Consider the following 21,769-nt stretch of genomic DNA (forward strand, 5'->3'; position numbering starts at 1 on the left):
CGGTGGCCATACGATGATGGGTCACCGGCCAGGAACGCAGGAGAAGCACCATGTCACCCCGACGCGCGGCAGTCAACGAGGCCATGCGGGCCCGTTCCCGGGTGCGCATCATGCAGGCGACGGTGGACCTGGTGGACGAACGCGGCTTCTCCGGGACCACCCTCGGGGACATCGGGAAGCGGGCCGGACTGGCCCGCGGGCTGGTGTCGTACTACTTCCCCGGCAAGCGCTACCTGCTGCAGTCCTCGGTGCACCACCTGATGTACCGGACCCTGGCCGCCGCACTGGCCGAGCTGCACGAGGGGGACGACCCGGACCGGTGGCTGGCCGTCTCGATCGACACGGTGCTTGGGCTGGCGCTGGCCCGGCCGACGCTGATGCGCACCCATCTGGCACTGATCCTGGCGCCGAGCGCCGAGGGCTTCATCCAGGACGAGGAGCAGAGGCGCTTCGGAGCCCTGCTGCAGGACGCTCTGCGGCGTCGCGGGGCGACCGACCCCGTCTCGGAGCACGCGGTGCTCCGGAGCGCGCTGATGGGGGCCTGCATGGGCCTGCTGCTGCCGGGCGCGGAGGCATCGCCCGCGCTGATCCGGGCGGATCTGTTCGCCCGCTACGGCCTCGACGCGGCCGCTCCCTCGGCTACATCTCCTTGAGGAGGGCGGACAGCAGCTCCACGCTGCTCTCCGGGGTGAGGCTGTCGACGCTGAGCCGCTCCATCACCTGGATGTACTGGTCCACGTCGTCCCGCTTGTCCAGGTAGAGCGCACTGGTGAGCTGCTCCAGGTAGACCACGTCGGGGAGGTCCTGCTCGGGGAAGCGGAGGATGGTGAAGGCGCCGCTCTCGGCCGCGTGCCCGCCGAAGCGGAACGGCATCACCTGGACCACCACGTTGGACATCTCGGCGGCGTCGATCAGCCGCTGGATCTGCAGCTTCATCACGGCCGGGCCGCCGACCGGACGGCGCAGCGCGGCCTCGTCCACGACCGCCCAGAGCCTCGGGCCGTCGCCCTCGGCCAGCAGCTTCTGCCGCCGGGTCCTGACGTTGATCCGGCGGTCGACCTCGCCCGAGTCCAGGTTGGGCCGGTTCAGCAGCATGATGGCGCGGGCGTACTCCTCGGTCTGCAGCAGGCCGGGGATGAACTGGACCTGGTAGGTGCGGATCAGGGCAGCCGCCTCCTCCAGACCGACGTAGGTCTGGAACCAGTTGGGCATGGCGTCGCCGAAGCTGTGCCACCAGCCGGCCTGGTTGGCCTCGCGCACCAGGTTCACCAGCGCGGCCCGCTCGGTCTCGTCATCAACTCCGTAGAGGCTGAGGAGGTCGGTCACGTCGCGCTCCTTGAAGCTGACGCGGCCGAGCTCCATGCGGCTGATCTTTGATTCCGAGGCCCTGATCGTGTAGCCCGCGTCCTCGCGGGAGATCCCCTTGGCCTCTCGGAGTCGGCGCAACTGGGAGCCGAGAAGGATGCGGCGCACCATCGAGCCGCTTCCCGGCTGAACTGTGGTCATTCCGTCGAACCTCCACCCGGTGAAATCAGCGCACAGTCTGCCACTGTCCGGTGGCGAAGGGTGCCGAAATGGACACCTCAATGTCAAGAACCTGGACCGTCAGGTCACAGCTGCCTCCGGCGAGCAACCATGAGACTACTCCCTGCATATGAATCTGCACGTGCATATGGCGGTATCGCACATGCACGTGAATCCACTCTTGCATCTGGCGTGAGCGGGGAGGAGCATGATGCACGTGCACATGCACACCCACTGGCAGTCCTGCGGGGACGACGCTCCCCCCTCACGCCACGTCGAGCAACCGCCTTCCGCGGCACCAGCGGACGAGGCGGCCACCGGCGTAGCGCATGCGACCCCGGCAGGGCCGACACCGGCAGCAATGCCTGTAGCAGCGCCCTTATGGGAGGAGCTATTCATGGGCCTGAGCCCGGCCCTGGCCGCGGACCCCGACGTGGTCAACTGCGCCCTCGCCCCGCGCCATGAATCAGTGCGCACCGCACGCGAGTTCACCAAGCTCACGCTCAACCGCTGGGGGCTGGGCGGGTTGTTCGACGACATCGCCCTCGTAGCGAGCGAACTGGTGACCAACGCACTGCGGCACGCACTGGCCTCCGCCACGGTCCCGGAACAGCGCAGCAGCCCATGGGGGAGGCGCGGAACCACGATTGACGCCGCGTTCAATGACTGTTCGTCACCCCTTATACGCCTCAGCCTGGTTCGGCGGGCGCCGCAGGTGGTGTGCGCGGTGACCGACCCCAGCAGCGACGGCCCGGTGGCCCGCGAGGCCGACTGGGTGGCCGAGTCGGGACGCGGGCTGCACCTGGTGGACTCCTTCAGCCAGTCCTGGGGCTGGCACCCGGTCGCGGCCGGCAAGGTGGTCTGGGCCCTCTTCGAGCTTCCGGAGTCCGACTCCGCCGCGAACCCGCCCGGGAACGAGGAACGGCGGTACTGAGGGCGCCGACCCCGCCCCAGTACCGCCGTTCCGTCACACAGGCTTTCCAATGCGCCCCATCCCCGGGCGCACCTCGCGGACACCGGGTCCGCGAGGATTTCGACGTATCAGAGCTGTTCGGCCAGGTGGTCGAACTCGCCCTTCTTCACCCCGTCGAGCAGGGCGGCTATCTCGGCCCGCGTGTAGATGAGTGCGGGCCCTTCCGGGAAACGGGAGTTGCGGACCGCGACATCACCGTCGAGCAGCGGAGCAAGCTCGACGCAGTCACCCTGGGAATTGCTCAAACGGCTCTTCTGCCACACCACTCCGTCTATCTCGGTGGCGGCCATGCCGTTGTACATGCGACGCATTGTGTCTCCCGGATGTGCGAGCTGTGCAGGGATGGGGCAGAGAGGCGCCTCACTGCACGTAATGATAACGCCAGTGCACCTGCACGTGCAGGTGCTTATGCGTGTGCACGTGCGTTCACCACATGTGACAACTTGCGCTCCGGACTTGGGTGCTGACGGATCGAAACGGACATTTAACGCCCCGTTCGTCGCTCTGGGCTACCAATGCACCGCAGCGCGCCGCGAGCCTGGATCAAGATCAACGGCCCGCAGTGCCGCGGTGACGCACAGTCAGTAATCATGTGCACCATCCAGCTATGTGACGCTGGTCACCGTCATACGGTTGCATGCCCGCTCAGACGAAATGCATGCTCACTGCGTTTTGCTAGCTAGTTGATGGAATGTCGGTATTCACCATGAATTGTTGGTGAACATCCCGGACTTTCCACCGCGAACCGGGAGCCCGGCTTCAGCCATCCGCACACATGACCTACGATCGTCCGACATGAGCACTGCCGCCTCCCCCAGCACCCCGCTGCCCGTCCGTACACCCGGCACGCGGGCACGCGGCCGTCACCGTCGCCCCGAGCGTCCTGAGCTGCCCACGGGCGCCCCCGCGCTGGTCGTCGCCGTTCCCGCCGAGGACACTCCGGCCGCGCGGCAGATCGCCGACGAGCTGGTCTCGCTGATCCGCGCCGAGCAGCCCGGCATCGATGTCACGGTCGGCTACCTGACCTCCTCCGGCGCGGAGTCCGCCACCCTGGCGGCGCTGCTGACCGAGGCCGCGGCGGCGCAGCGGCCCGGGCCAGTGGTGGTCCCGCTGCTGCCCGGCCCGAACGAGAGCCTGCGGACCGCGCTGGCCGAGCTGCAGGACGGCCTGGAGGGCGGCATCCGGGTCACCGACGCCCTGGGCCCGCACCCGCTGCTCGCCGAGGCCCTGCACGTACGGCTGTCCGAGGCCGGCCTGGCCCGCGCCGACCGGGCCCGGCTGTTCGCCATCAACACCTCCGCCGACGGCATCGTGCTCGGCACGGTCGGCGGCGCCGAGTCGCTGCAGCTCGCCGAGGTGACCGGGGTGCTGCTGGCCGCACGGCTCGCGGTGCCGGTGGTCGCGGCGGCGCTGGACCAGCCCGGCGCGGTCGCCGCGGCGGCGGCGCACCTGCGGGAGACCGGCTGCGCCCAACCCGCGCTGGCGCCGTACCTGTTCGGCCCGGAGGCCGATCCCGAGCTGCTGAAGAACGAGGCCGCCGAGGCCGACTGCCAGACGGCCGAGCCGCTCGGCGCCTACCCCACAGTGGCGCGGCTGGTGCTCGGGCTCTACCTGGCCGAGCTGGGCCTGGAGCTCGACCCCGAACAGGGCTGACCGCTCCGCGGGGCAGCAGGGACAAAGAAGCGCAGACAGGAGGGGCGGGGAGGCACGAAGCCTCCCCGCCCCTCCTGTCCGTGCGCTACGGGCGCGGGCGGGCCGCGCCGGTGGAGCCGCGGACCACCAGCTCGGGCTGGAACACGAACTCGCCGCGCTGCGCCGGGTTGCCGCCGATCTCCTCCAGCAGCACGTTCACCGCCGCCGCGCCCATCGCCTCCACCGGCTGACGGATCGTCGTCAGCGGCGGGTCGGCGAAGGCGATCAGCGGGGAGTCGTCGAAGCCGACCACCGACACGTCCCCGGGGACCGAGAGCCCTCGGGACCGGGCGCCCCGGATCGCGCCGAAGGCCATCAGGTCGCTCCCGCAGACGATCGCGGTGCAGCCCCGGTCGAGCAGCGCCCCGGCCGCCGCCTGGCCGCCCTCGACGCTGAACAGCGAGTGCTGGACCAGGGCCGCCGCCTCCGCGGTGCTGAGCCCCAGCTGCGAGCGCATCGCGTCGGCGAAGCCCTCCAGCTTGCGCTCCACCGGGACGAACCGGGCCGGGCCCACGGCCAGGCCGATCCGCTGGTGGCCGAGACCCACCAGGTGCTGCACCGCCATCTGCATCGCGGCCCGGTCGTCCGGGGAGATGAACGGGGCGGAGATCCGCGGGCTGTAGCCGTTGATCATGACGAAGGGCACGCCCTTGCCGGTGAGCTTGGCGTAGCGCTCGGTGTCGGCGGTGGTGTCCGCGTGCAGCCCGGAGATGAAGACGATGCCGGTCACCCCCCGCTCCACCAGCAGCTCCACCAACTCGTCCTCGGTGGAACCGCCGGGGGTCTGGGTGCAGAGCACCGGCGTGTAGCCGTAGCGGGTCAGCACCTGCTCGATGACCTGGGTGAACGCCGGGAAGATCGGGTTGCTCAGCTCCGGGGTGATCAGCCCGATCAGTCCGGCGCTGCGCTGGCGCAACCGGGTGGGGCGCTCGTAGCCGAGCACGTCCAGGGCCGCCAGTACGGTCTGCCGGGTGGTGGCGGAGACGCCGGGCTTCCCGTTCAGGACCCGGGAGACGGTGGCTTCGCTCACCCCCGCCTGTGCTGCGATGTCCGACAGCCGCGCTGTGTTCAAGAAGACTTCCCCAGTCGTCGGTCTCCGGCCCCGGGGGCCGGTCCCCCCGGGAAACTGGTGTACAGCATCGCACCTTATTGCACGTGGGCGGCCTTGCCTGACGCTTCGGAAGGTTCCGGGCGCGGAGTCGGCTCCGCGGCGGCCGTACCGCCCGCGGCCGGGCGCAGCAGCCGGATCCCGGACAGGGCGATGAGCAGGGCCGTGGCGGCGGCCGCGGCCGGGAGCCGGTAGCCGGCCCCCGCGCCCAGGTGCTGGACCGCCCAGCCGCCCGCGGCGGCGCCGGTCGAGGCGCCGAGCAGCAGCCCGGTGACCGCCCAGCTGAAGCCCTCGGTGAGCTTCTCCGCCGGGACCAGCCCGCGGACCAGGCCCACCGCGGTGACCGTGGTCGGCGCCGTGGCCAGACCGGCGACCAGCAGCACCCCGGCCACCTGCGGAAGGCTGTCCAGGAAGGGCAGCGGGGTCAGCGCCGCGCTCATCAGCAGCAGCAGGAGCACCAGCCGCCGGGACGGGCTGCCCCGGGGCTTCCAGACCCCGAAGGCCAGCCCGGAGAGCATCGACCCCAGCGCGTAGCAGCCGATGACCAGGCTGGCGGCGGCCTTGTGGCCGTGCGCGTCGGCGAAGCCGACGGTGGTGATCTCATTGACCCCGAACATGGCGCCCATGGCGAACAGCACGCCGGACACCACCCGCAGCCCCGGCGACGCCAGGGCGGAGCCGCGCCCGGAGGGGCCGGCCGGCGCCACCGGCGGCTCGGTGCGCCGCTGCGCGCAGAAGGCCAGCACCCCGCCCAGGAACAGCAGTTCCGCGGCCAGGTAGCCGGCCCAGGAGAAGACCGCGGTGGCCAGTACGGTGGCGGCGAGCGGGCCGAGCACGAAGCAGACCTCGTCGACCACGGCCTCGAAGGAGTAGGCGCTGTGCAGGGCCGACTCGTCCCCGTCCAGCAGCACCGGCCAGCGGGCCCGGACCAGCGCGCCGATGTTGGGGCCGACCCCGGAGCAGGCCGCGCCGACGAACAGGGTCCAGGTGGGTGCGTGCAGTTGGAGGCAGAGCAGCAGGACGGTGGCGCCGGTGAAGGCGGCGATCTGGGCCGGGACCGCGATCCTGGCCTGGCCGTGCCGGTCGACCAGCCGGGACAGCTGCGGCCCCGCGACGGCGACCACCAGCAGCACGGTGGCGGACAGGGCTCCGGCCAGGCCGTAGGAGCCGCGGGCCCCGGTGACCATGAAGACGGCGGCGACCCCGACCATGCCGGTCGGGAAGCGGGCGATCAGTCCGGTGAGGACCATGGCCGGACTGCCCGGGGTGGCGAACAGACGGCGGTAGTGGGAGAGCACACGATTCCTGACCGGGACTCAGCGAGAAGGGTGGAGCAGTGATCCTCGCGTCAGGCCGGGGTCCGCGTCCAAGGGTTTTCGGGTCGCGCGGCCCGGGCGTCGCGCGGGCCCGGACGGCGAGGCACCGCCGTCCGGGCCCGCGTGCCCACGCCCCTCAGCGTGGGCGGGCCGCCCCGGTGGAGCCCCGGACGACCAGCTCGGGCTGGAACACGAACTCGGCGCGGTGCATGGCGTTGCCGTTGATCTCCTCCAGCAGCGCGTCGACCGCGGCGGCGCCCATCGCCTCCACCGGCTGACGGATCGTGGTCAGCGGCGGGTCGGCGAAGGCGATCAGCGGGGAGTCGTCGAAGCCGACCACCGAGACGTCGCCGGGGACCGAGAGACCGCGCTGGCGGACCGCCCGGACCACCCCGAAGGCCATCAGGTCGCTGCCGCAGACCACCGCGGTGCAGTCGGCGTCCAGCAGTGCCCCGGCGGCGGCGTGGCCGCCCTCGACGCTGAACAGGGTGTGCTGGATCCGGCTCGCGCTCTCCTGCTCGGACTGGCCCAGCAGTTCGGCGCAGGCGGCGGCGAACCCCTCCAGCTTGCGCAGCACCGGGACGAAGCGGCGCTGCCCCAGCGCCAGGCCGATCCGCTCGTGGCCCAGTTCGGCCAGGTGCTGCACCGCCATCCGCATCGCGGCCCGGTCGTCCGGGGAGACGAAGGGTGCGGAGATCCGTTCGCTGTAGCCGTTGATCAGCACGAACGGCACGCCGCGGCCGGCCAGCCGGGCGTAGCGCTCCATGTCGGCGGTGGTGTCCGCGTGCAGCCCCGACACGAAGACGATGCCGGTCACCCCGCGCTCCACCAGCATGTCCACCAGTTCGTCCTCGGTGGAGCCGCCTGGGGTCTGGGTGCAGAGCAGCGGGGTGTAGCCGTAGCGGGTCAGCACCTGCTCGATGACCTGGGCCAGCGCCGGGAAGATCGGGTTGTTGAGCTCGGGGGTGATCAGCCCGATCATCCCGGCACTGCGCTGCCGCAGCCGGACCGGACGGTCGTAGCCGAGCACGTCCAGGGCGGCGAGCACGGTCTGACGGGTCGTCGGGGAGACCCCCGCGCGCCCGTTGAAGACCCGGGAGACGGTGGCCTCGCTCACCCCCGCCTGGGCGGCGATGTCGGAGAGGCGTGCCGTGGCGGCCGGCGGCGGGGCCGACCCGCCGCCGGCCGAGCTGGGCCCGGCCATCTCAGACGGCCCACCAGACGGTGGTGTCCGCGGGCAGCATCAGCTCGTCCTCGACCACCGTCACCGGGGTGGAGGCCAGCAGCAGCCTTCCGGGGGCCGGGATCAGCACCGGCTGCTCCGCGGTGTTGGCGGTGCAGACGAACTCCTGCCCGGCCGCGGTGCGGCGGAAGCCGAGGACGCCGGCCGGCAGCTGCTCCAGCCACTCCACCGAGTCCCCCGCGCCGAGCGCCGGATGGGCCCGGCGGGCGGCGATGGCGGCGCGGTAGAGCTCCAGGGTGGAGTCCCGGTCGCCGGTCTGCGCCTCCACGCTGAGCTTGGCCCACTCGGCCGGCTGCGGCAGCCAGCTGGGGCCGCCGGGCAGCGGGCCGAAGCCGTACGGTGCCTCGGTGCCGGACCAGGGGATCGGGACCCGGCAGCCGTCGCGCATCCCCTCCTGGCCCTCGGCGCCGGTGCCCTTGGCCCGGGTGAACGCCGGGTCCTGGCGGAGCGAGTCCGGCAGGTCGAGCACCTCGGGCAGGCCCAGCTCCTCGCCCTGGTAGACGTAGGCGGAGCCGGGCAGGGCCAGCATCAGCAGGGTGGCCGCCCGGGCCCGGCGCAGGTCCTGCTCGCGGTCGAGCCCCGCGCCCAGCCGGGTGAGGTGGCGCACCACGTCGTGGTTGGAGAGCACCCAGGTGGCCGGGGCGCCGACCGGACGCATCGCGTCCAGGGTCAGGTCGACCACCGCGCGCAGCTTCCCGGCGTCCCAGGCGGTGCCCAGGTACTGGAAGTTGAAGGCCTGGTGCAGCTCGTCCGGGCGCAGGTAGTTGGCGGTGCGGGCGACGGTGGGGGTCCAGGCCTCGGCGACGGCGATCCGGCGGGTGGCCGGGTCGGTGCCGTACTCGTCCAGGACCAGGCGCCAGTCGCGGTAGATCTCGTGCACGCCGTCCTGGTCGAAGAAGGGCAGCACGTCGTTGCCGAGCAGCCGGAGCTGGTCGTGCAGGCCGATGTCGGGCAACCCGGCGGCCTTGACCAGGCCGTGGGCCACGTCGATGCGGAAGCCGTCGATGCCGAGGTCGAGCCAGAGCCGCAGCACCGAGCGGAACTCGTCGGCGACGGCGCGGCTGTCCCAGTTGAAGTCGGGCTGCTCCGGGGCGAACAGGTGCAGGTACCACTCCCCCGGCGTGCCGTCCGGGTTCGCGGTGCGGGTCCAGGCCGGGCCGCCGAAGATGGACTCCCAGTCGTTGGGCGGCAGTTCGCCGTCCGCGCCCTTGCCGGGCAGGAAGTGGAACCGGGACCGCAGCGGGCTGCCCGGGCCCTCGCGCAGCGCCTGCCGGAACCAGGCGTGCTGGTCCGAGCAGTGGTTCGGGACCAGGTCGGCGATCACCCGCAGGCCGAGGCCGTGGGCGTCGGCGATCAACCGCTCGGCGTCGGCGAGGTCGCCGAACATCGGGTCGATCACCCGGTAGTCGGAGACGTCGTAGCCGGCGTCGGCCTGCGGGGACGCGTAGTAGGGGGACAGCCAGACCGCGTCCACGCCCAGTTCGCGCAGGTACGGGAGCCTGCCGCGGACGCCTTCCAGGTCGCCCATGCCGTCGCCGTTCGCGTCGGCGAAACTGCGCGGGTAGACCTGGTAGATCACCGCGTCGCGCCACCAGCCGTCGGTTCTGCGGCCGGCGTCGGCGGCAGTCACGGTCGGGTCGGCGGGGTGCTGGGTGGTCATTGATATCCCTTGGAGGCAGTCGGAGGGTGAGGGGCGGTCAGCCCTTGGTGCCGCCGGCGGTGAGGCCGGTCACCAGGTGCTTCTGTACCAGGTAGAAGACGACGCCGGCGGGAAGCGCGATCAGTACCGCGCTCGCGGCCATGAAGTTCCACTGCGAGTTGTACTGGCTGATGTAGGTCTGCAGGCCCACGGCCAGCGTGTACTTGTCCTCGGAGAGCATGAAGTGCGAGGCGAAGGCGACCTCGCCCCAGGCGGTCAGGAAGGTGTAGAAGGCGGCCACCGACAGGCCCGGCCGGGCCAGCGGGACGATCAGCCGCCAGAAGGTGCCGAACGGTGACAGGCCGTCGATCCGGCCGGCCTCGTCGATCTCCACCGGGATGGTGTCGAAGTAGCCCTTGAGCAGCCAGGCGCAGTAGGGCACCGCGGTGGAGCAGTAGATCAGCACCAGGCCCTGGTAGGTGTCCAGCAGGCCGAGCCCCGCCATGATCTTGTAGAGCGGGACCATCAGCACCGACACCGGGAACATCTGGGTCAGCAGGAAGGTGTACATCAGCTGCCGGTGGCCGGGGAACCGCATCCGGGACACCGCGTAGCCGGCGCTGGCCGCGATGAGCACGCCCAGCAGCATGGTGCCGACGCCGACGATCAGCGAGTTCAGCATCCAGGTGCCGAAGCCGGTGTGGTTGATGACGTGGTCGTAGTTGGAGAGCGTCATCCGGCTGAGGATCCGGCCCGGGTGCAGGTAGTCGTTCTCGTCCGGGCCGAGCGAGATGTAGAGGATCCAGACCACCGGGAAGGCGGCGACGAAGGCCGCGACCGAGAGGACGCCGTGCAGGCCGACCGAGGCCAGCGGGCCGCGTTCGCCGCGGAGCAGGGGACGGCGGGTGCTCATGCTGTTGCCTCGTTCCGGGAGAGCCAGCGGCGGTAGAAGGCGGTGAAGACCACCAGGATGGACAGGCAGATCACGCCGACCGCGGCCGAGCCCGCGTAGTCCTGCGGCATCTGGCCGAAGAACAGCTGGTAGGCGTAGGTGACCAGGATCTGCACGCTGTCGCTGCCGCCGGCCCCGAACAGCAGGTAGATCACGGTGAACTGGTTGAAGGTCCAGATGATGCCGAGCAGCGTCACCGTGCTGCTGACCGGGCGCAGGCCCGGCAGGGTGACCTGGGTGAAGCGCTGCCAGGGGGTGGCGCCGTCCATCTCGGCGGCCTCGTACAGCTCGCTGGGGATGGACTGCAGCCCGCCGAGGAAGGACAGCATCATGAACGGGACCCCGCACCAGGTGTTGACCAGGATCGCGGCGGTCTTCATCCAGTACGGGCTGCTCAGCCAGCTCGGGGTTCCCAGGTGCAGCAGGCCGAGCAGGCCGTTGACCGCGCCGCCGTCGCTGAGCAGCAGCCGCCAGGAGAAGACGGTGACGAAGGTGGGGACGGCCCAGGGCAGGATCAGCAGCAGCCGGTAGAAGGTGCGTCCGCGCATCTTGCGGTTCATCAGCACGGCGAGTCCGAGGCCGGTGCTGACGGTCAGTGCCACGCAGAGGAAGGTCCAGGCGATGGTCCAGACGAAGTGCGGGACCAGCTGGTTGTCGGCGCCGGTGAGCAGGTCGACGTAGTTGCTGAAGCCGGTCCAGGTGTAGCTGTCGGGGATGTGGTTGACCCCGATGGTGCGGCCCACGTTCAGGCTGTTGGCGTTGGTGAAGGTCAGCAGCACCCCCTGGACCAGCGGGAAGCCGACCAGTGCGCCGAGCACCACGACGACCGGGGTGCACATCACCCAGGCGTACCAGTGCTGGTCGTAGGAGCGCCGCAGCCGGGTCACCCAGCCGGCCCGGGGCTCGGGTTCGGGGTCGCTGCGCTCCTTGCGGGCTCTGCCCTGGACGGCGGTGGTCATCGCTCTGACACCTCTTCGGCTCTGCTGGCGGGGTTGGGGGCACGGCACGGCCGCCGCGCTGCCCGGCGGGCCGCCCGGGTGGGGGCGGCCCGCCGGGCGGGCGGTCACTGGGTGGCGAAGGCCGGGATCAGCTTCTTGGTCGCGACCGAGACGTTGTCCAGACCGGACTGGGTGCTCTCCTGGCCCGCGAGGATCTTCAGCAGGTCGGTGTTGAAGAGGCCGTAGACCGAGCTGTACTCGGCCAGCGGCGGACGCGGGACACCGGCCGACAGGATCGACTGGAAGGCGGCGATGCCCGGGTTGGCGGTGACCGCGGCGGTGTACGCGTCGCTGCGGGTGGGCAGCGTGGCGTTCTTGGTCGCGATGGTGACCTGCGAAGCGGCCGAGGTCATGAAGGCGATGAACTTCTCCGAGGCGGCCTGGTGGGCGGCGTCGGAACCGGCGTACGCGACCAGGTTGTGGCCGCCGATGGGGGCGCCGGCCTTGCCGGTGGAGCCGGCCGGGACGGCGGCGACGCCGAGGTTGGCGGTGTCGGTGAAGGCCGAGCCCTTGTAGACGTTGGTGGTCTCCCAGGGGCCCTGGATGATCATGGCGACCTTGCCGCTGTTGAAGCGGTCCATCATGTTCGCGTAGGCGTTGGCCGTGGTGTCCAGCTTGCCCACGCCGGGGCTGGCCAGCAGGTCCTTGATGGTGTTGATGCCCTTGACCGCGGCGGCCGAGTTGACGGTGATCTTCTGCGAGGAGGCGTCGACCAGGTCGGTGCCCTCCCCGTAGAGGAACGGCATCGCGTAGTAGGAGGCGGCGTTGAAGTCGAAGCCGTCGACCGCGTCCTTCTGCTTCACCAGCGCCGAATCGGCCTTGAGCTCGTCCCAGGTGGCGGGGGCCTTGGTGATGCCGGCCTTGGCGAACAGCGCCTTGTTGTACATCAGGCCGAGGGTGTCGGTGACCAGCGGAACGCCGTAGAGCTTGCCGTTGAAGCTGGCCTGGGTGATCAGCTGCGGCTCGAACTTGGCGGAGTCGGCGGCGGCCGGGGTGCCGTCCAGCGGGAGCAGGTAGCCGGCCTTGGCGAAGCCGGGGGTCCAGCCGACGTCGGAGCGCAGCACGTCCGGGGCGCCCTTGCTGCCGGCCGCGGTCTGGAACTTGGTCTGCGCGTCGGCGAAGGGGACGTTGACGTACGTCACCTTGATGGTCGGGTTGGCCTTCTCGAAGTCGGCGACCAGGGCCTTGTAGGTGGGCGCCTCATTGGTGGCGTCCGAGGTGTCCCACCAGGTGATGGTGACCGGGCCGGCACTGGCCTTGGTGCCGGCGCTGGTGCTGGCACTACTCCCGCAAGCGCTTGCAGAAACAGCTATCGCTGCCGTCAGAACGGCCGCCGCAATGCCACGACGCATTGTGAACTCCTTGGAGGGTGGATGCCCGAGTGGGTGGGTCGGCACCTGCGAAGGAGCCTCCCCGGACCGACGCACCGTTGCTGCCGTCGGGCTTGGGGAGGAACGTAACAGCGAGGTGAGCACCATGGAAAGACCTTGCTGCAACTTTCTGAAAGGCTAGCTGATCGTTACATTCGTGTGTCCGTTGCGTTGCCGTTCCTGCTTGAATGGTGATGCTGGTCCTATGGGGGCATCAGTCCTGGTTTATGTCGCTCAGGTCGCTTCAGGAGGCGGAGAAGGTGGCGTACTACCGCAGCGCGGGAGCGGTCCCCCCGAAGAGGCACACCCAGCACCGCGACCCGGACTCCGGCCGGCTCTACTACGAGGAGCTGATGGGCGAGGAGGGCTTCTCCTCCGACTCCTCGCTGCTCTACCACCGGCACCTGCCCTCGGCGATGGTCGACAGCCGGGTCTGGCACCTCCCCGAGGACAAGCCCGAGGCCAACCACCCGCTCAAGCCGTACCACTTCCGGCTGCACCAGCTCTTCCCCGGCGAGAGCTGGCGCCAGGCCGATCCGGTCCGCGACCGGCGGGTCGTCCTCGGCAATGCCGACGTCCGGATCGCCTATGTCGCCGCCGGAGTGCCCTCCCCGCTCTACCGCAACGGCACCGGGGACGAGTGCGTCCATGTGGAGTCCGGCGCGGGGGTGCTGGAGAGCGTCTTCGGCAGCATCGAGGTGGGCCGGGGCGACTACGTAGTCGTCCCCAGGGCCACCACCCACCGCTGGCTGCCCACCGGCGACGCCCCGCTGCGGCTCTACACGATCGAGGCCAACAGCCACATCACCCCGGCGAAGCGCTATCTCTCCAGGTACGGCCAGCTGCTCGAGCACGCGCCGTTCTGCGAGCGGGACCTGCGCGGCCCGGTCGGCCCGCTGCTCGCCGAGGAGCTCCCGGCCGACACCGACGTCGACGTGTACGTCAAGCACCGGGTGGCCGGCGGCGTGGTCGGCGGCAGTGTGCTGACCGTGCCCACCCACCCCTTCGACGTGGTCGGCTGGGACGGCTGCCTCTACCCCTACGCCTTCAACATCAGCGACTTCGAGCCGATCACCGGCCGGGTGCACCAGCCGCCGCCGGCCCACCAGGTGTTCGAGGGCACCGGCTTTGTGATCTGCAACTTCGTGCCCCGCAAGGTGGACTACCACCCGCTGTCGATCCCGGTGCCGTACTACCACTCCAATGTGGACAGCGACGAGGTGATGTTCTACGTCGGCGGCGACTACGAGGCCCGCAAGGGCTCCGGCATCGCCCAGGGCTCGGTCTCACTGCACCCCGGCGGCCACACCCACGGCCCCCAGCCCGGCGCCTACGAACGCAGCATCGGCGCCGAGTTCTTCGACGAACTCGCGGTCATGGTCGACACCTTCCGCCCGCTGGACCTCGCCGAGGGCGCCCGGGCCAGCGACGACGGCCGCTACGCCTGGAGCTGGAGCGGACGCGGCCCGCAGGACCCGCCGGACCCGCAGTAGGTGCTGGTCGGCGGGACGGTCAGCCCGGGGCCGACGCCAAGGCCGACGCCAGGGTCGGGGCGTCGATGAACGAGGTGTGGGTGCCGGCCGTGCCGCAGGCGTAGGTGCCGGAGATCTGGCCGGAGCGGACGCAGGTCTCCAGGTCCGCGTCGGCGAACCAGGCCTGCAGGAAGCCGGTGACGAAGGCGTCGCCGGCGCCGTTGCTGTCGACGATGGAACGGCCTGGAAGCGGTGCCACCGCCGGGAAGTGACGGACCGTCCGGTCGCCGCGGACCAGCAGGTGGCAGCCGTCGGCGCCGTCGGTGGCGACCACCAGACGGGCCCGGCCCCGGTCCAGGATCCGGTGCAGCACCGGGGCAAGAGCCCCCTCCGCCCGCAGGCCGGCGGCGCTCATGAAGACCAGGTCGGCCCGCTCCGCGAAGGGGATCCGGTGCGGTTCCACGCCGTCCCAGGAGTGCAGGTCGGTGGAGACGGTGCGGCCGAGCTGCTCGATGCCGTCGAAGAGGTCCAGGTTGTAGTGGCTGATCGACAGGTGCACATGGCGGCTGCGCTCGACGTACGGGAGCGCGAACGCGGCGGGCATCCGCAGGTCGGCCGGGTGCCGGCCGTCGTAGAAGGAGAACCGGCGGCCCGCGTCGTCCACCAGGTTGACGCTGCGCGGGGTTCCGGCCGGGGCCGGCAGCGAGCTGAAGTCCAGGCCGCGGGCCGCGTACTCACTGAGGATCAGCGCGCCCTGCTGGTCCTGGCCCAGGTAGTCGATGAACTTGGTGCGCAGCCCCAGCGCGTGCGCGCCCAGCGCCGCGCCGTTGCCGGTGTGCGCCACATAGTCGCGGATCGGCGGGACATGGACCGAATCGCCCGGAGGGACCGCGAGTTCGGCCACGCGGACGATGGTGTCCACGCCGACCCCGCCGATGACCAGGACGTCGTACTCGTACATGGGTGGCTCCCGGGACAGGGTCTGCAAGGCTTGCGCAAACCCTGCCAACGGTACTGGGTGTGGCTGCGCCGCACCGCGCGGGACCCTCAACCCGCGCGGGGCGGCGCAACCTGCGGTGTGGCTGCGGGCCTGTCAGGTGGTCCGCAGCCACACCGCCGTATCGGGGGGGAGCACCCCGTCCGGGAGCGGTCCGCAGGCCAGCAGCACATCGCTGTGCTCCGGCAGCGGCACCGCGTGGTCGGAGAGGTTGACCACGCAGGCGAAGTGCGGGCCTCGGCGGAAGGCCAGCACCTCGGGCTGCGGCTCGGCGGACTCCAGCCACTCCATCGGGCCGTCGCCGAGCGCGGGTTCGTTGCGGCGCACCCGGAGCGCCCTGCGGTAGAGGGTCAGCATCGAGTCCGGGTCGCCGTCCTGGGCGGCGGCGGTCAGCGGGGCCCAGTCCAGCGGCTGCGGCAGCCAGGGCTCGGACACCGCCGTCGCCGGGCTGAAGCCGTACGGGGGCGCCTCGCCGTCCCAGGGGATCGGCACCCGGCAGCCGTCCCGGCCGGGGTCGGTACCACCGGTGCGGTGGTACATCGGGTCCTCGATCCGGTCCGCCGGGATGTCCTCGACCTCGGGCAGCGCCAACTCCTCGCCCTGGTAGAGGTAGACCGAGCCGGGCAGCGCCAGCGAGAGCAGCGCCGCGGCCCTGGCCCTGCGGGTGCCGAGCACCAGGTCGGTGGGGATCCCGTGGGCCTTGTCCGCGAAGTCGAAGCCGGTGTTCTGCCGGCCGTAGCGGGTGGCGGTGCGGGTGATGTCGTGGTTCGCCAGCACCCAGGTGGCCGGCGCGTCGACCGGGGCGTGCACCGCGAGGGTGTTGGTGATCACCGCGCGCAGCGCCTCCGCGTCCCAGGGGCAGGCCAGGAAGCTGAAGTTGAAGGCGGTGTGCAGTTCGTCCGGGCGCAGGTACTGGGCGAAGCGCAGCGGGTCGGGCAGCCAGAGCTCGCCGATCAGGGCCCGCGGCTGGGGGTAGGAGTCCGCGACCGCCCGCCAGGAGCGGTAGATGTCGTGCAGTTCGTCCCGGTCGACATAGGGGTGCGGCTCCCCCGCCGGGTGCGGGGTGTCGTAGTCGTAGTCGGGCAGGGCCGGGTCCTTGACCAGCTCGGCGGCCGAGTCGATCCGGACGCCGGCCGCGCCGCGGTCGAACCAGAAGCGCAGGATGTCCTCGTGCTCCTGGCGGATCTCCGGGTGCTCCCAGTTGAGGTCGGGCTGCTCCGGGGCGAAGCGGTGCAGGTACCACTCCCCCGGCGTGCCGTCCGGCTCGGTGGTCCGGGTCCAGGCCGAACCGCCGAACTGGGAGCGCCAGTTGTTGGGCGCGAGCTCGCCGTGCTCGCCGCGTCCCGGACGGAACCAGAAGCGGGCCCGCTCGGGCGACCCCGGGCCGGCCTCCAGCGCCTGCTGGAACCAGACATGGGCGCTGGAGACATGGTTGGGGACGATGTCGACGATGGTCCTGATGCCGAGGTCGAGGGCTTCCGAGATGAGCTTCTCGGCCTCGGCCAGGGTGCCGAACATCGGGTCGATCTCACGGTAGTCGGCGACGTCGTAACCACCGTCGGCCAGCGGCGAGGAGTACCAGGGGGTGAACCACAGGGCATCGACACCTAGGTCGGCGAGGTAGGGCAGTCTGCCGCGTACACCGGCGAGGTCGCCGACTCCGTCGCCGCCCGCGTCGGCGAAGCTTCGGACGTACACCTGGTAGATCGCGGCGCCGCGCCACCACTGGGGCTCGTGCACGGTAGGGGTCTCCATCTGTTGAGGCTGACCTGTGGGTTCAGATCTGAGTGGAATGGCCGGATGCGGGAGGGTGTCCGGCGGCTCAGCCCTTGAGGCTGCCCGCGGTCAGTCCGGCCATGATGTTGCGCTGGAAGAAGAGGAAGAAGATGATCGTCGGCGCCGCGGAGATGGCGGAGGCCGCGATCAGCACGTTCTCTGGGACTCCTTGGGAGAGTGAGTAGATACCGGCGTTGAGGGTCTGCTTGGTGGGGTCGGGCTCGACCAGCAGCGGCCAGAGGAAGTCCTTCCACACCGCGACCAGCGCGAAGATGGACACCACCGAGACGATCGGCCGCGACATCGGCAGCACGATCGACCAGAGCACCCGCAGCGGCCCGGCGCCGTCGATGCCGGCCGCGTCCAGGAGTTCCTGCGGGATCGAGTCGAAGAACCGCTTCAGCAGGAAGATGTTGAAGGCGGCGGCCACGCTCGGGACCCAGATCGCCCACGGGGTGTTCAGCAGGTTGATGTGGATGAACGGCAGGCTGATCGCGGTGATGTACTGCGGCACGATCAGCACCATCGCCGGGATCATCAGCGTGGCCAGCATCGCGCCCAGGATGGCGTTGCCCAGGATCGGCCGCAGCTTGGAGAAGGCGTACGCCGCGGAGATGCAGAACACCAGCTGGAACAGCAGCGCGCCGAAGGCGTAGATCAGCGTGTTCAGCAGCAGTTTGGCCAGGTTGAGCTGGGTCCAGGCGGTGTGGTAGGTGCTGGCCTGGACGTGGTGCGGGTAGAGCGTGGGCGGGTCCTGGATCGCCTCCTGGGTGGACTTCAGCCCACCCGTGATCATCATGTAGAGCGGGCCCAGGAAGACCAGGGTGAAGACCAGGACGGTCAGCCCCAGCACGGACCAGTAGATGATCCGGCCGCGCGGGCGGTTGAGCTGCACCCGGGAGACCAGGGTGCGGGTTCCCATGTCGGTTGCGGTAGCCATGCTGACCTCACTGCTCTTCGACGCGGCTGGTGAGCCACCGGTAGACAAGGGCGAAGACGACCAGCACCACGAGCAGGAGCAGCCCCAGCGCGGAGGCCGCGCCGTAGTTCCCGAAGTTGAAGGCGTACTGGTAGATCAGGTAGACGACCGTGGTGGTGGAGTTGTCCACGCCCTGGCCGCCGTTGGTGAGGACGAAGGGCTCGACGAAGACCTGCATCGTGGCGACGATCTGCAGCATCAGCATCATCGAGAGGATCATGCGGGTCTGCGGGATCGTCACATGCCAGATCCGGCGCAGGATGCCGGCCCCGTCGATCTCTGCGGCCTCGTACAGCTCACCGGGTATGCCCTGCAGTGAAGCGAGGTAGATCAGGGTCGCGCCGCCCATGTTCATCCAGGTGGAGGCGATCACGACGGCGATCATGGACATCTTCGGCGACTGCAGCCACGAGGAGGTGGGCAGGTGCGCCGCGTGCAGCAGGTGGTTGAACAGCCCGTAGTCGGGGTTGTAGAAGTACTGGAACAGCACCAGCGAGGCGACCGGGGGCAGCATCACCGGCAGGTAGACCAGCACCCTCAGGTAGCCCCGGGCGTGCCGGAACTCGTTCATCACGATGGCGATGAAGAAGGGGACGACGTAACCGAGCAGCAGGGCGAGCCCGGTGAACTCGGCGGTGTTCACCCAGGCCTGGCCGAAGCTGGGGTCGTGCCACACCTGGTTGAAGTTGTGCCAGCCCACCCAGTGGGTCTGGCCGAGCTTCTGCTTCTGGAAGCTCATGATGAACTCCCGGACCATGGGGTACCAGGAGAACAGGGCGAAGACGAGGACGGCGCCGATCAGGAAGGCGTGGGCGGTGAGGTTCCGCTTCAGCTCCCTCACGAACGTGTCACGCGGGTTGTTCGGGTTGCGCCGGGGCGTGGGCTCCGGATCTGTGCTGCTCTCCAGTACGGCGATCGCCGCCATCAGGGCTCCTGACAATGCCTGGACGGGGGCGGGGCGGCCGGATACTGCGGCCGCCCCGCTTCGGTCGGGACCGGTTGAGAACTACTTGTTGGCGAGGACCTGGTTGACCTGGGTCTCCGCGGTGCTGAGCAGCTTGCTGACATCGGCGTTGGGGTTGGTCAGCGCCGAGGCCATCGCGGTGTCCAGGACCTTGTAGATGTCCTGGGCGTTGCCGGGCTCGTTGACGCCGGGGACGCCCGCGTCGACGAACGCCTTGTAGTTCGCCACCGGCATGGTGGAGTTGGCGCTCTTGAGCGTGTTGTCCGCCGCCAGCGAGGCACCGGTGTAGAACTCCGGCTCGGGCAGGCCGACGGCCTGGCCGGTGGCCTTGGCCCGGGCGTAGTTGAACTGGCCCTGGCCGCTGGTGAGGTAGAGGAAGTTCACCAGCTTGATGCCGGCCTTGATCTGGTCCGGCGTGTCCTTGACGTTGAACATCATGTCGTCGCCGCCGGCCAGGGTGCCCTTGGCGGGGCCGTCGGTGCCGGGGATCGGGCCCATTCCGAAGTCGGAGTACTGCGACTTGAAGGTCTGCACCATGTAGGTGATGTCGTCGGGCGCCGCGATGTACATCCCGAGCTTGCCCGCCGCCATCTGCTTCTGCAGGTCGCCCCACTTGTAGAGCTGGGTCTTGCCCATGGCGTTGTCCTTGAAGCGCAGGTCGTGCAGGTTCTGCAGCACCGACTTGCCGGCGTCGGAGTTGAACGCGGCGGTCTTGCCGTCCGCGCTGACCACCGGGGCGCCCAGGGCGTCCATCTCGGCGACGAAGTGCCAGCCGCCGTTGTTGCCGGCGCTGTACTCGCCGTAGCCGTTGATGCCGTTGCCGAGTGCCTGGATCTTGGCGGCGTCGGTGGCCACCTCGGCCCAGGTGGTCGGCGGCTGGTCCGGGTTCAGGCCGGCCTGGGTGAACAGCTTGCGGTTGATGATGATGCCCATCGCGTAGTTGGTACGCGGGAGGCCGTACAGCTTGCCGTCCGACTTCTGGCCGTCCATCACCGACGGGGCGATGTCGTTGAGCGTCGGGACGCTGGTGGTGTTGACGTACTGGGTGATGTCCGCTGCCTGGCCCGAGTCCAGCACCTGCTGCTTGTCCGTGAAGTAGGTGTAGAAGACGTTCGGCTCGGTGTGCCCGCTGAGCGCGGCGGTGAACAGCGCCGGGGTCTCGCAGGGGAACGTGTCGATGCTCTTCACGCTGATGTTCGGGTTCTGCTTCTCGAACGCCGCGATGTCGTCGAACCACTGCTTGCGCGGGATCGGCTTACTGGTGGGCGGCGCACAGTCGATGCTGATGGTGACCTTGCCGCCCGCGGCCTTCGAGGGGGTGGTCTTGCTGGAGCTGCCGCAGGCGGCAGCGGTCAGGCCGACGGTGGCCGCGAGCAGCAGCGCGGCGGTTCTACGGACACGAGGACTGGTCAGCCGCTCACTGGTCATTGTGAGGACCCTTCTGGGTGGCAGGGCTATCGGGAGGAAGGTCTGACTTGGTGTGGCGCGTGCCACTTAACCACTACGAGCAGATGACCACAATATGTCGACGGGAATTTGCAAGATTTCGACATGGTAACGAGAGGGCATGACAAAGGGGCCGGACGATTACCGTCCGACCCCTTGACATCGCACTGCGTACCGCGCTCGGCGCCGCAGGTTACATCTGACGCACCGTCAGTCGCGCGGGCTGACCGGCCCGGTCGAGCCGCGGACCACCAGCTCCGGCTCGAACAGCAGCTCGTCGTGGGTGACCCTGGCCCCGGCGATCTCGCTGGCCAGCAGGTCCACGGCGGCCCGGCCCATGGCCTCGATCGGCTGCCTGATGGTGGTCAGCGGCGGGTCGGTGCAGGTCATGAACGAGGAGTCGTCGTACCCCACCACCGAGACGTCGCCCGGCACCGAGAGGCCGGCCCGGCGCACCGCGCGCACCGCGCCCAGGGCGATCGGGTCGCTGGCGCAGATGATCCCGGTGACCCCGCGCTGCAGCAGCCGTCCGGCCGCCACCTGGCCGCCCTCCAGCGAGAACAGCGCGTGCTCGATGTGGGCGTCCGGCAAGTCCACGCCGGCCCTGGCGGCGGCCACCCGGGCGGCGGCCAGCTTGCGCCGGGACGGGATGTGGTCCGGCGTCGCCAGCACCAGGCCGATCTTCCGGTGGCCCAGCGAGACCAGGTGCCCCATCGCCTGTTCCACCGCCACCGCGTCGTCGCAGGAGACCTGGGGGAAGCCGAGGCCGTCTATGGCGGCGTTCAGCAGCACCGTGGGCAGCCCGCGCTGGGCCAGCCGCTCGTAGTGCTCGTGCGGGGAGTCGGCCTGGGCGTAGAGGCCGCCGAAGAAGACCACGCCGGACACGTGCTGCTGCAGCAGCAGCTCCACGTAGTCGGCCTCGGAGACCCCGCCCGCGGTCTGGGTGCACAGCACCGGGGTGAACCCCTGCTGCGCCAGCGCTCCCCCGACCACCTCGGCGAAGGCCGGGAAGATCGGGTTCTGCAGTTCCGGCAGTACCAGGCCGACCAGTCGGGAGCGCTCACCGCGCAGCTGGGTCGGACGCTCGTAGCCGAGCACGTCCAGCGCGGTCAGGACGGCGGTCCGGGTGTTCTCGGAGACGCCGGGCTTGTCATTGAGGACACGGCTGACCGTCGCCTCGCTGACCCCGACTTTCTTCGCCACTTCAGCAAGTCGTCGTGTCATGCCCGCAAGTGTATGTCATGGACCGCAAACTGCTTACGGTCTTTTGCAAAGTTTCGACGGATTTTACAGTTCCGGGGTGTGCCCGACCGCCCGGGA

At 70.1% G+C, this 21,769-nt stretch carries 19 protein-coding genes; 4 read left to right on the forward strand and 15 right to left on the reverse strand.

The genetic code is table 11. The features are described 5' to 3' along the window. Positions 1–50: 50 nt before the first annotated feature. Positions 51–653 (forward strand): TetR/AcrR family transcriptional regulator, encoded by a 603-nt coding sequence (locus ACEZDG_RS34605; RefSeq protein ID WP_380517938.1) that lies wholly within the window; start codon positions 51–53, stop codon positions 651–653. Here the strand turns inward: ACEZDG_RS34605 and ACEZDG_RS34610 are convergent. After that, positions 640–1,506: a helix-turn-helix domain-containing protein gene (locus tag ACEZDG_RS34610; RefSeq protein ID WP_380517939.1), complete on the reverse strand. Its 867-nt coding sequence runs from the start codon at positions 1,504–1,506 to the stop codon at positions 640–642. The genes ACEZDG_RS34605 and ACEZDG_RS34610 overlap by 14 nt on opposite strands. A 415-nt stretch (positions 1,507–1,921) precedes the next feature. Here ACEZDG_RS34610 and ACEZDG_RS34615 point away from each other — a divergent pair, with 415 nt between their 5' ends. Beyond that, positions 1,922–2,458 carry an ATP-binding protein gene (locus tag ACEZDG_RS34615; protein ID WP_380517941.1) on the forward strand — a complete coding sequence of 179 codons (537 nt, stop codon included), beginning with the start codon at positions 1,922–1,924 and terminating at the stop codon, positions 2,456–2,458. A 107-nt stretch (positions 2,459–2,565) separates the two neighbouring features. On the opposite strand, the gene ACEZDG_RS34620 is transcribed toward ACEZDG_RS34615, so the two are convergent. Further along, complete coding sequence (locus ACEZDG_RS34620) at positions 2,566–2,808, reverse strand: DUF397 domain-containing protein (RefSeq protein ID WP_380517944.1); 243 nt, start codon at positions 2,806–2,808, stop codon at positions 2,566–2,568. 484 nt (positions 2,809–3,292) lie between these two features. On the opposite strand from ACEZDG_RS34620, the gene ACEZDG_RS34625 reads away from it, so the two are divergent. Further along, positions 3,293–4,150: a sirohydrochlorin chelatase gene (locus ACEZDG_RS34625; protein ID WP_380517946.1), complete on the forward strand. Its 858-nt coding sequence runs from the start codon at positions 3,293–3,295 to the stop codon at positions 4,148–4,150. 85 nt (positions 4,151–4,235) lie between these two features. On the opposite strand, the gene ACEZDG_RS34630 is transcribed toward ACEZDG_RS34625, so the two are convergent. The 7 genes from ACEZDG_RS34630 to ACEZDG_RS34660 all read right to left on the reverse strand — a co-directional run bounded on the left by ACEZDG_RS34630 (position 4,236) and on the right by ACEZDG_RS34660 (position 12,797). Beyond that, the gene (locus ACEZDG_RS34630) at positions 4,236–5,261 is read right to left on the reverse strand and encodes a LacI family DNA-binding transcriptional regulator (RefSeq protein WP_380517948.1); all 1,026 of its coding nucleotides are present in this window, start codon (positions 5,259–5,261) and stop codon (positions 4,236–4,238) included. A gap of 74 nt (positions 5,262–5,335) precedes the next feature. Beyond that, positions 5,336–6,595 (reverse strand): MFS transporter, encoded by a 1,260-nt coding sequence (locus ACEZDG_RS34635; protein WP_380517951.1) that lies wholly within the window; start codon positions 6,593–6,595, stop codon positions 5,336–5,338. A 154-nt stretch (positions 6,596–6,749) separates the two neighbouring features. Beyond that, entirely contained in the window at positions 6,750–7,817 is a 1,068-nt protein-coding gene (locus ACEZDG_RS34640) for a LacI family DNA-binding transcriptional regulator (RefSeq protein WP_380517954.1), read from the reverse strand. Position 7,818: 1 nt separating this feature from the next. Beyond that, positions 7,819–9,516 (reverse strand): glycoside hydrolase family 13 protein, encoded by a 1,698-nt coding sequence (locus ACEZDG_RS34645; protein ID WP_380517956.1) that lies wholly within the window; start codon positions 9,514–9,516, stop codon positions 7,819–7,821. A gap of 37 nt (positions 9,517–9,553) precedes the next feature. Beyond that, on the reverse strand, positions 9,554–10,408 hold the full coding sequence (locus ACEZDG_RS34650; RefSeq protein ID WP_380517958.1) for a sugar ABC transporter permease: 855 nt from the start codon (positions 10,406–10,408) through the stop codon (positions 9,554–9,556). Continuing rightward, entirely contained in the window at positions 10,405–11,406 is a 1,002-nt protein-coding gene (locus ACEZDG_RS34655; protein WP_380517960.1) for a carbohydrate ABC transporter permease, read from the reverse strand. The genes ACEZDG_RS34650 and ACEZDG_RS34655 overlap by 4 nt, the downstream gene beginning before the upstream one ends. A gap of 104 nt (positions 11,407–11,510) precedes the next feature. Beyond that, positions 11,511–12,797, reverse strand: a complete 1,287-nt coding sequence (locus ACEZDG_RS34660) for an extracellular solute-binding protein (RefSeq protein WP_380517963.1) — start codon at positions 12,795–12,797, stop codon at positions 11,511–11,513. Between the two features lie 278 nt (positions 12,798–13,075). Here ACEZDG_RS34660 and ACEZDG_RS34665 point away from each other — a divergent pair, with 278 nt between their 5' ends. Further along, a complete protein-coding gene (locus tag ACEZDG_RS34665; RefSeq protein ID WP_380518171.1) occupies positions 13,076–14,308 on the forward strand; it encodes a homogentisate 1,2-dioxygenase in 1,233 nt (410 codons plus the stop codon). A 19-nt stretch (positions 14,309–14,327) separates the two neighbouring features. Here ACEZDG_RS34665 and ACEZDG_RS34670 read toward each other — a convergent pair whose 3' ends face one another. From ACEZDG_RS34670 to ACEZDG_RS34695, 6 genes are all read right to left on the reverse strand, one after another. Beyond that, entirely contained in the window at positions 14,328–15,248 is a 921-nt protein-coding gene (locus ACEZDG_RS34670; RefSeq protein ID WP_380517966.1) for a carbohydrate kinase family protein, read from the reverse strand. Positions 15,249–15,380: 132 nt separating this feature from the next. Continuing rightward, a complete protein-coding gene (locus tag ACEZDG_RS34675; protein WP_380517969.1) occupies positions 15,381–17,039 on the reverse strand; it encodes a glycoside hydrolase family 13 protein in 1,659 nt (552 codons plus the stop codon). A 67-nt stretch (positions 17,040–17,106) separates the two neighbouring features. Further along, positions 17,107–17,982: a carbohydrate ABC transporter permease gene (locus tag ACEZDG_RS34680; RefSeq protein ID WP_380518174.1), complete on the reverse strand. Its 876-nt coding sequence runs from the start codon at positions 17,980–17,982 to the stop codon at positions 17,107–17,109. Positions 17,983–18,007: 25 nt separating this feature from the next. Beyond that, positions 18,008–18,964, reverse strand: coding sequence for a carbohydrate ABC transporter permease (locus ACEZDG_RS34685; RefSeq protein WP_380517972.1), 957 nt, complete (start codon positions 18,962–18,964; stop codon positions 18,008–18,010). An 81-nt stretch (positions 18,965–19,045) separates the two neighbouring features. After that, complete coding sequence (locus tag ACEZDG_RS34690; RefSeq protein WP_380517975.1) at positions 19,046–20,431, reverse strand: ABC transporter substrate-binding protein; 1,386 nt, start codon at positions 20,429–20,431, stop codon at positions 19,046–19,048. A 228-nt stretch (positions 20,432–20,659) separates the two neighbouring features. Continuing rightward, positions 20,660–21,673, reverse strand: coding sequence for a LacI family DNA-binding transcriptional regulator (locus tag ACEZDG_RS34695; RefSeq protein WP_380517977.1), 1,014 nt, complete (start codon positions 21,671–21,673; stop codon positions 20,660–20,662). Between the last annotated feature and the right edge of the window lie 96 nt (positions 21,674–21,769).

Origin of the sequence: Streptacidiphilus alkalitolerans, from assembly GCF_042511045.1 — a bacterium.
GTDB lineage: Bacteria > Actinomycetota > Actinomycetes > Streptomycetales > Streptomycetaceae > Streptacidiphilus > Streptacidiphilus alkalitolerans.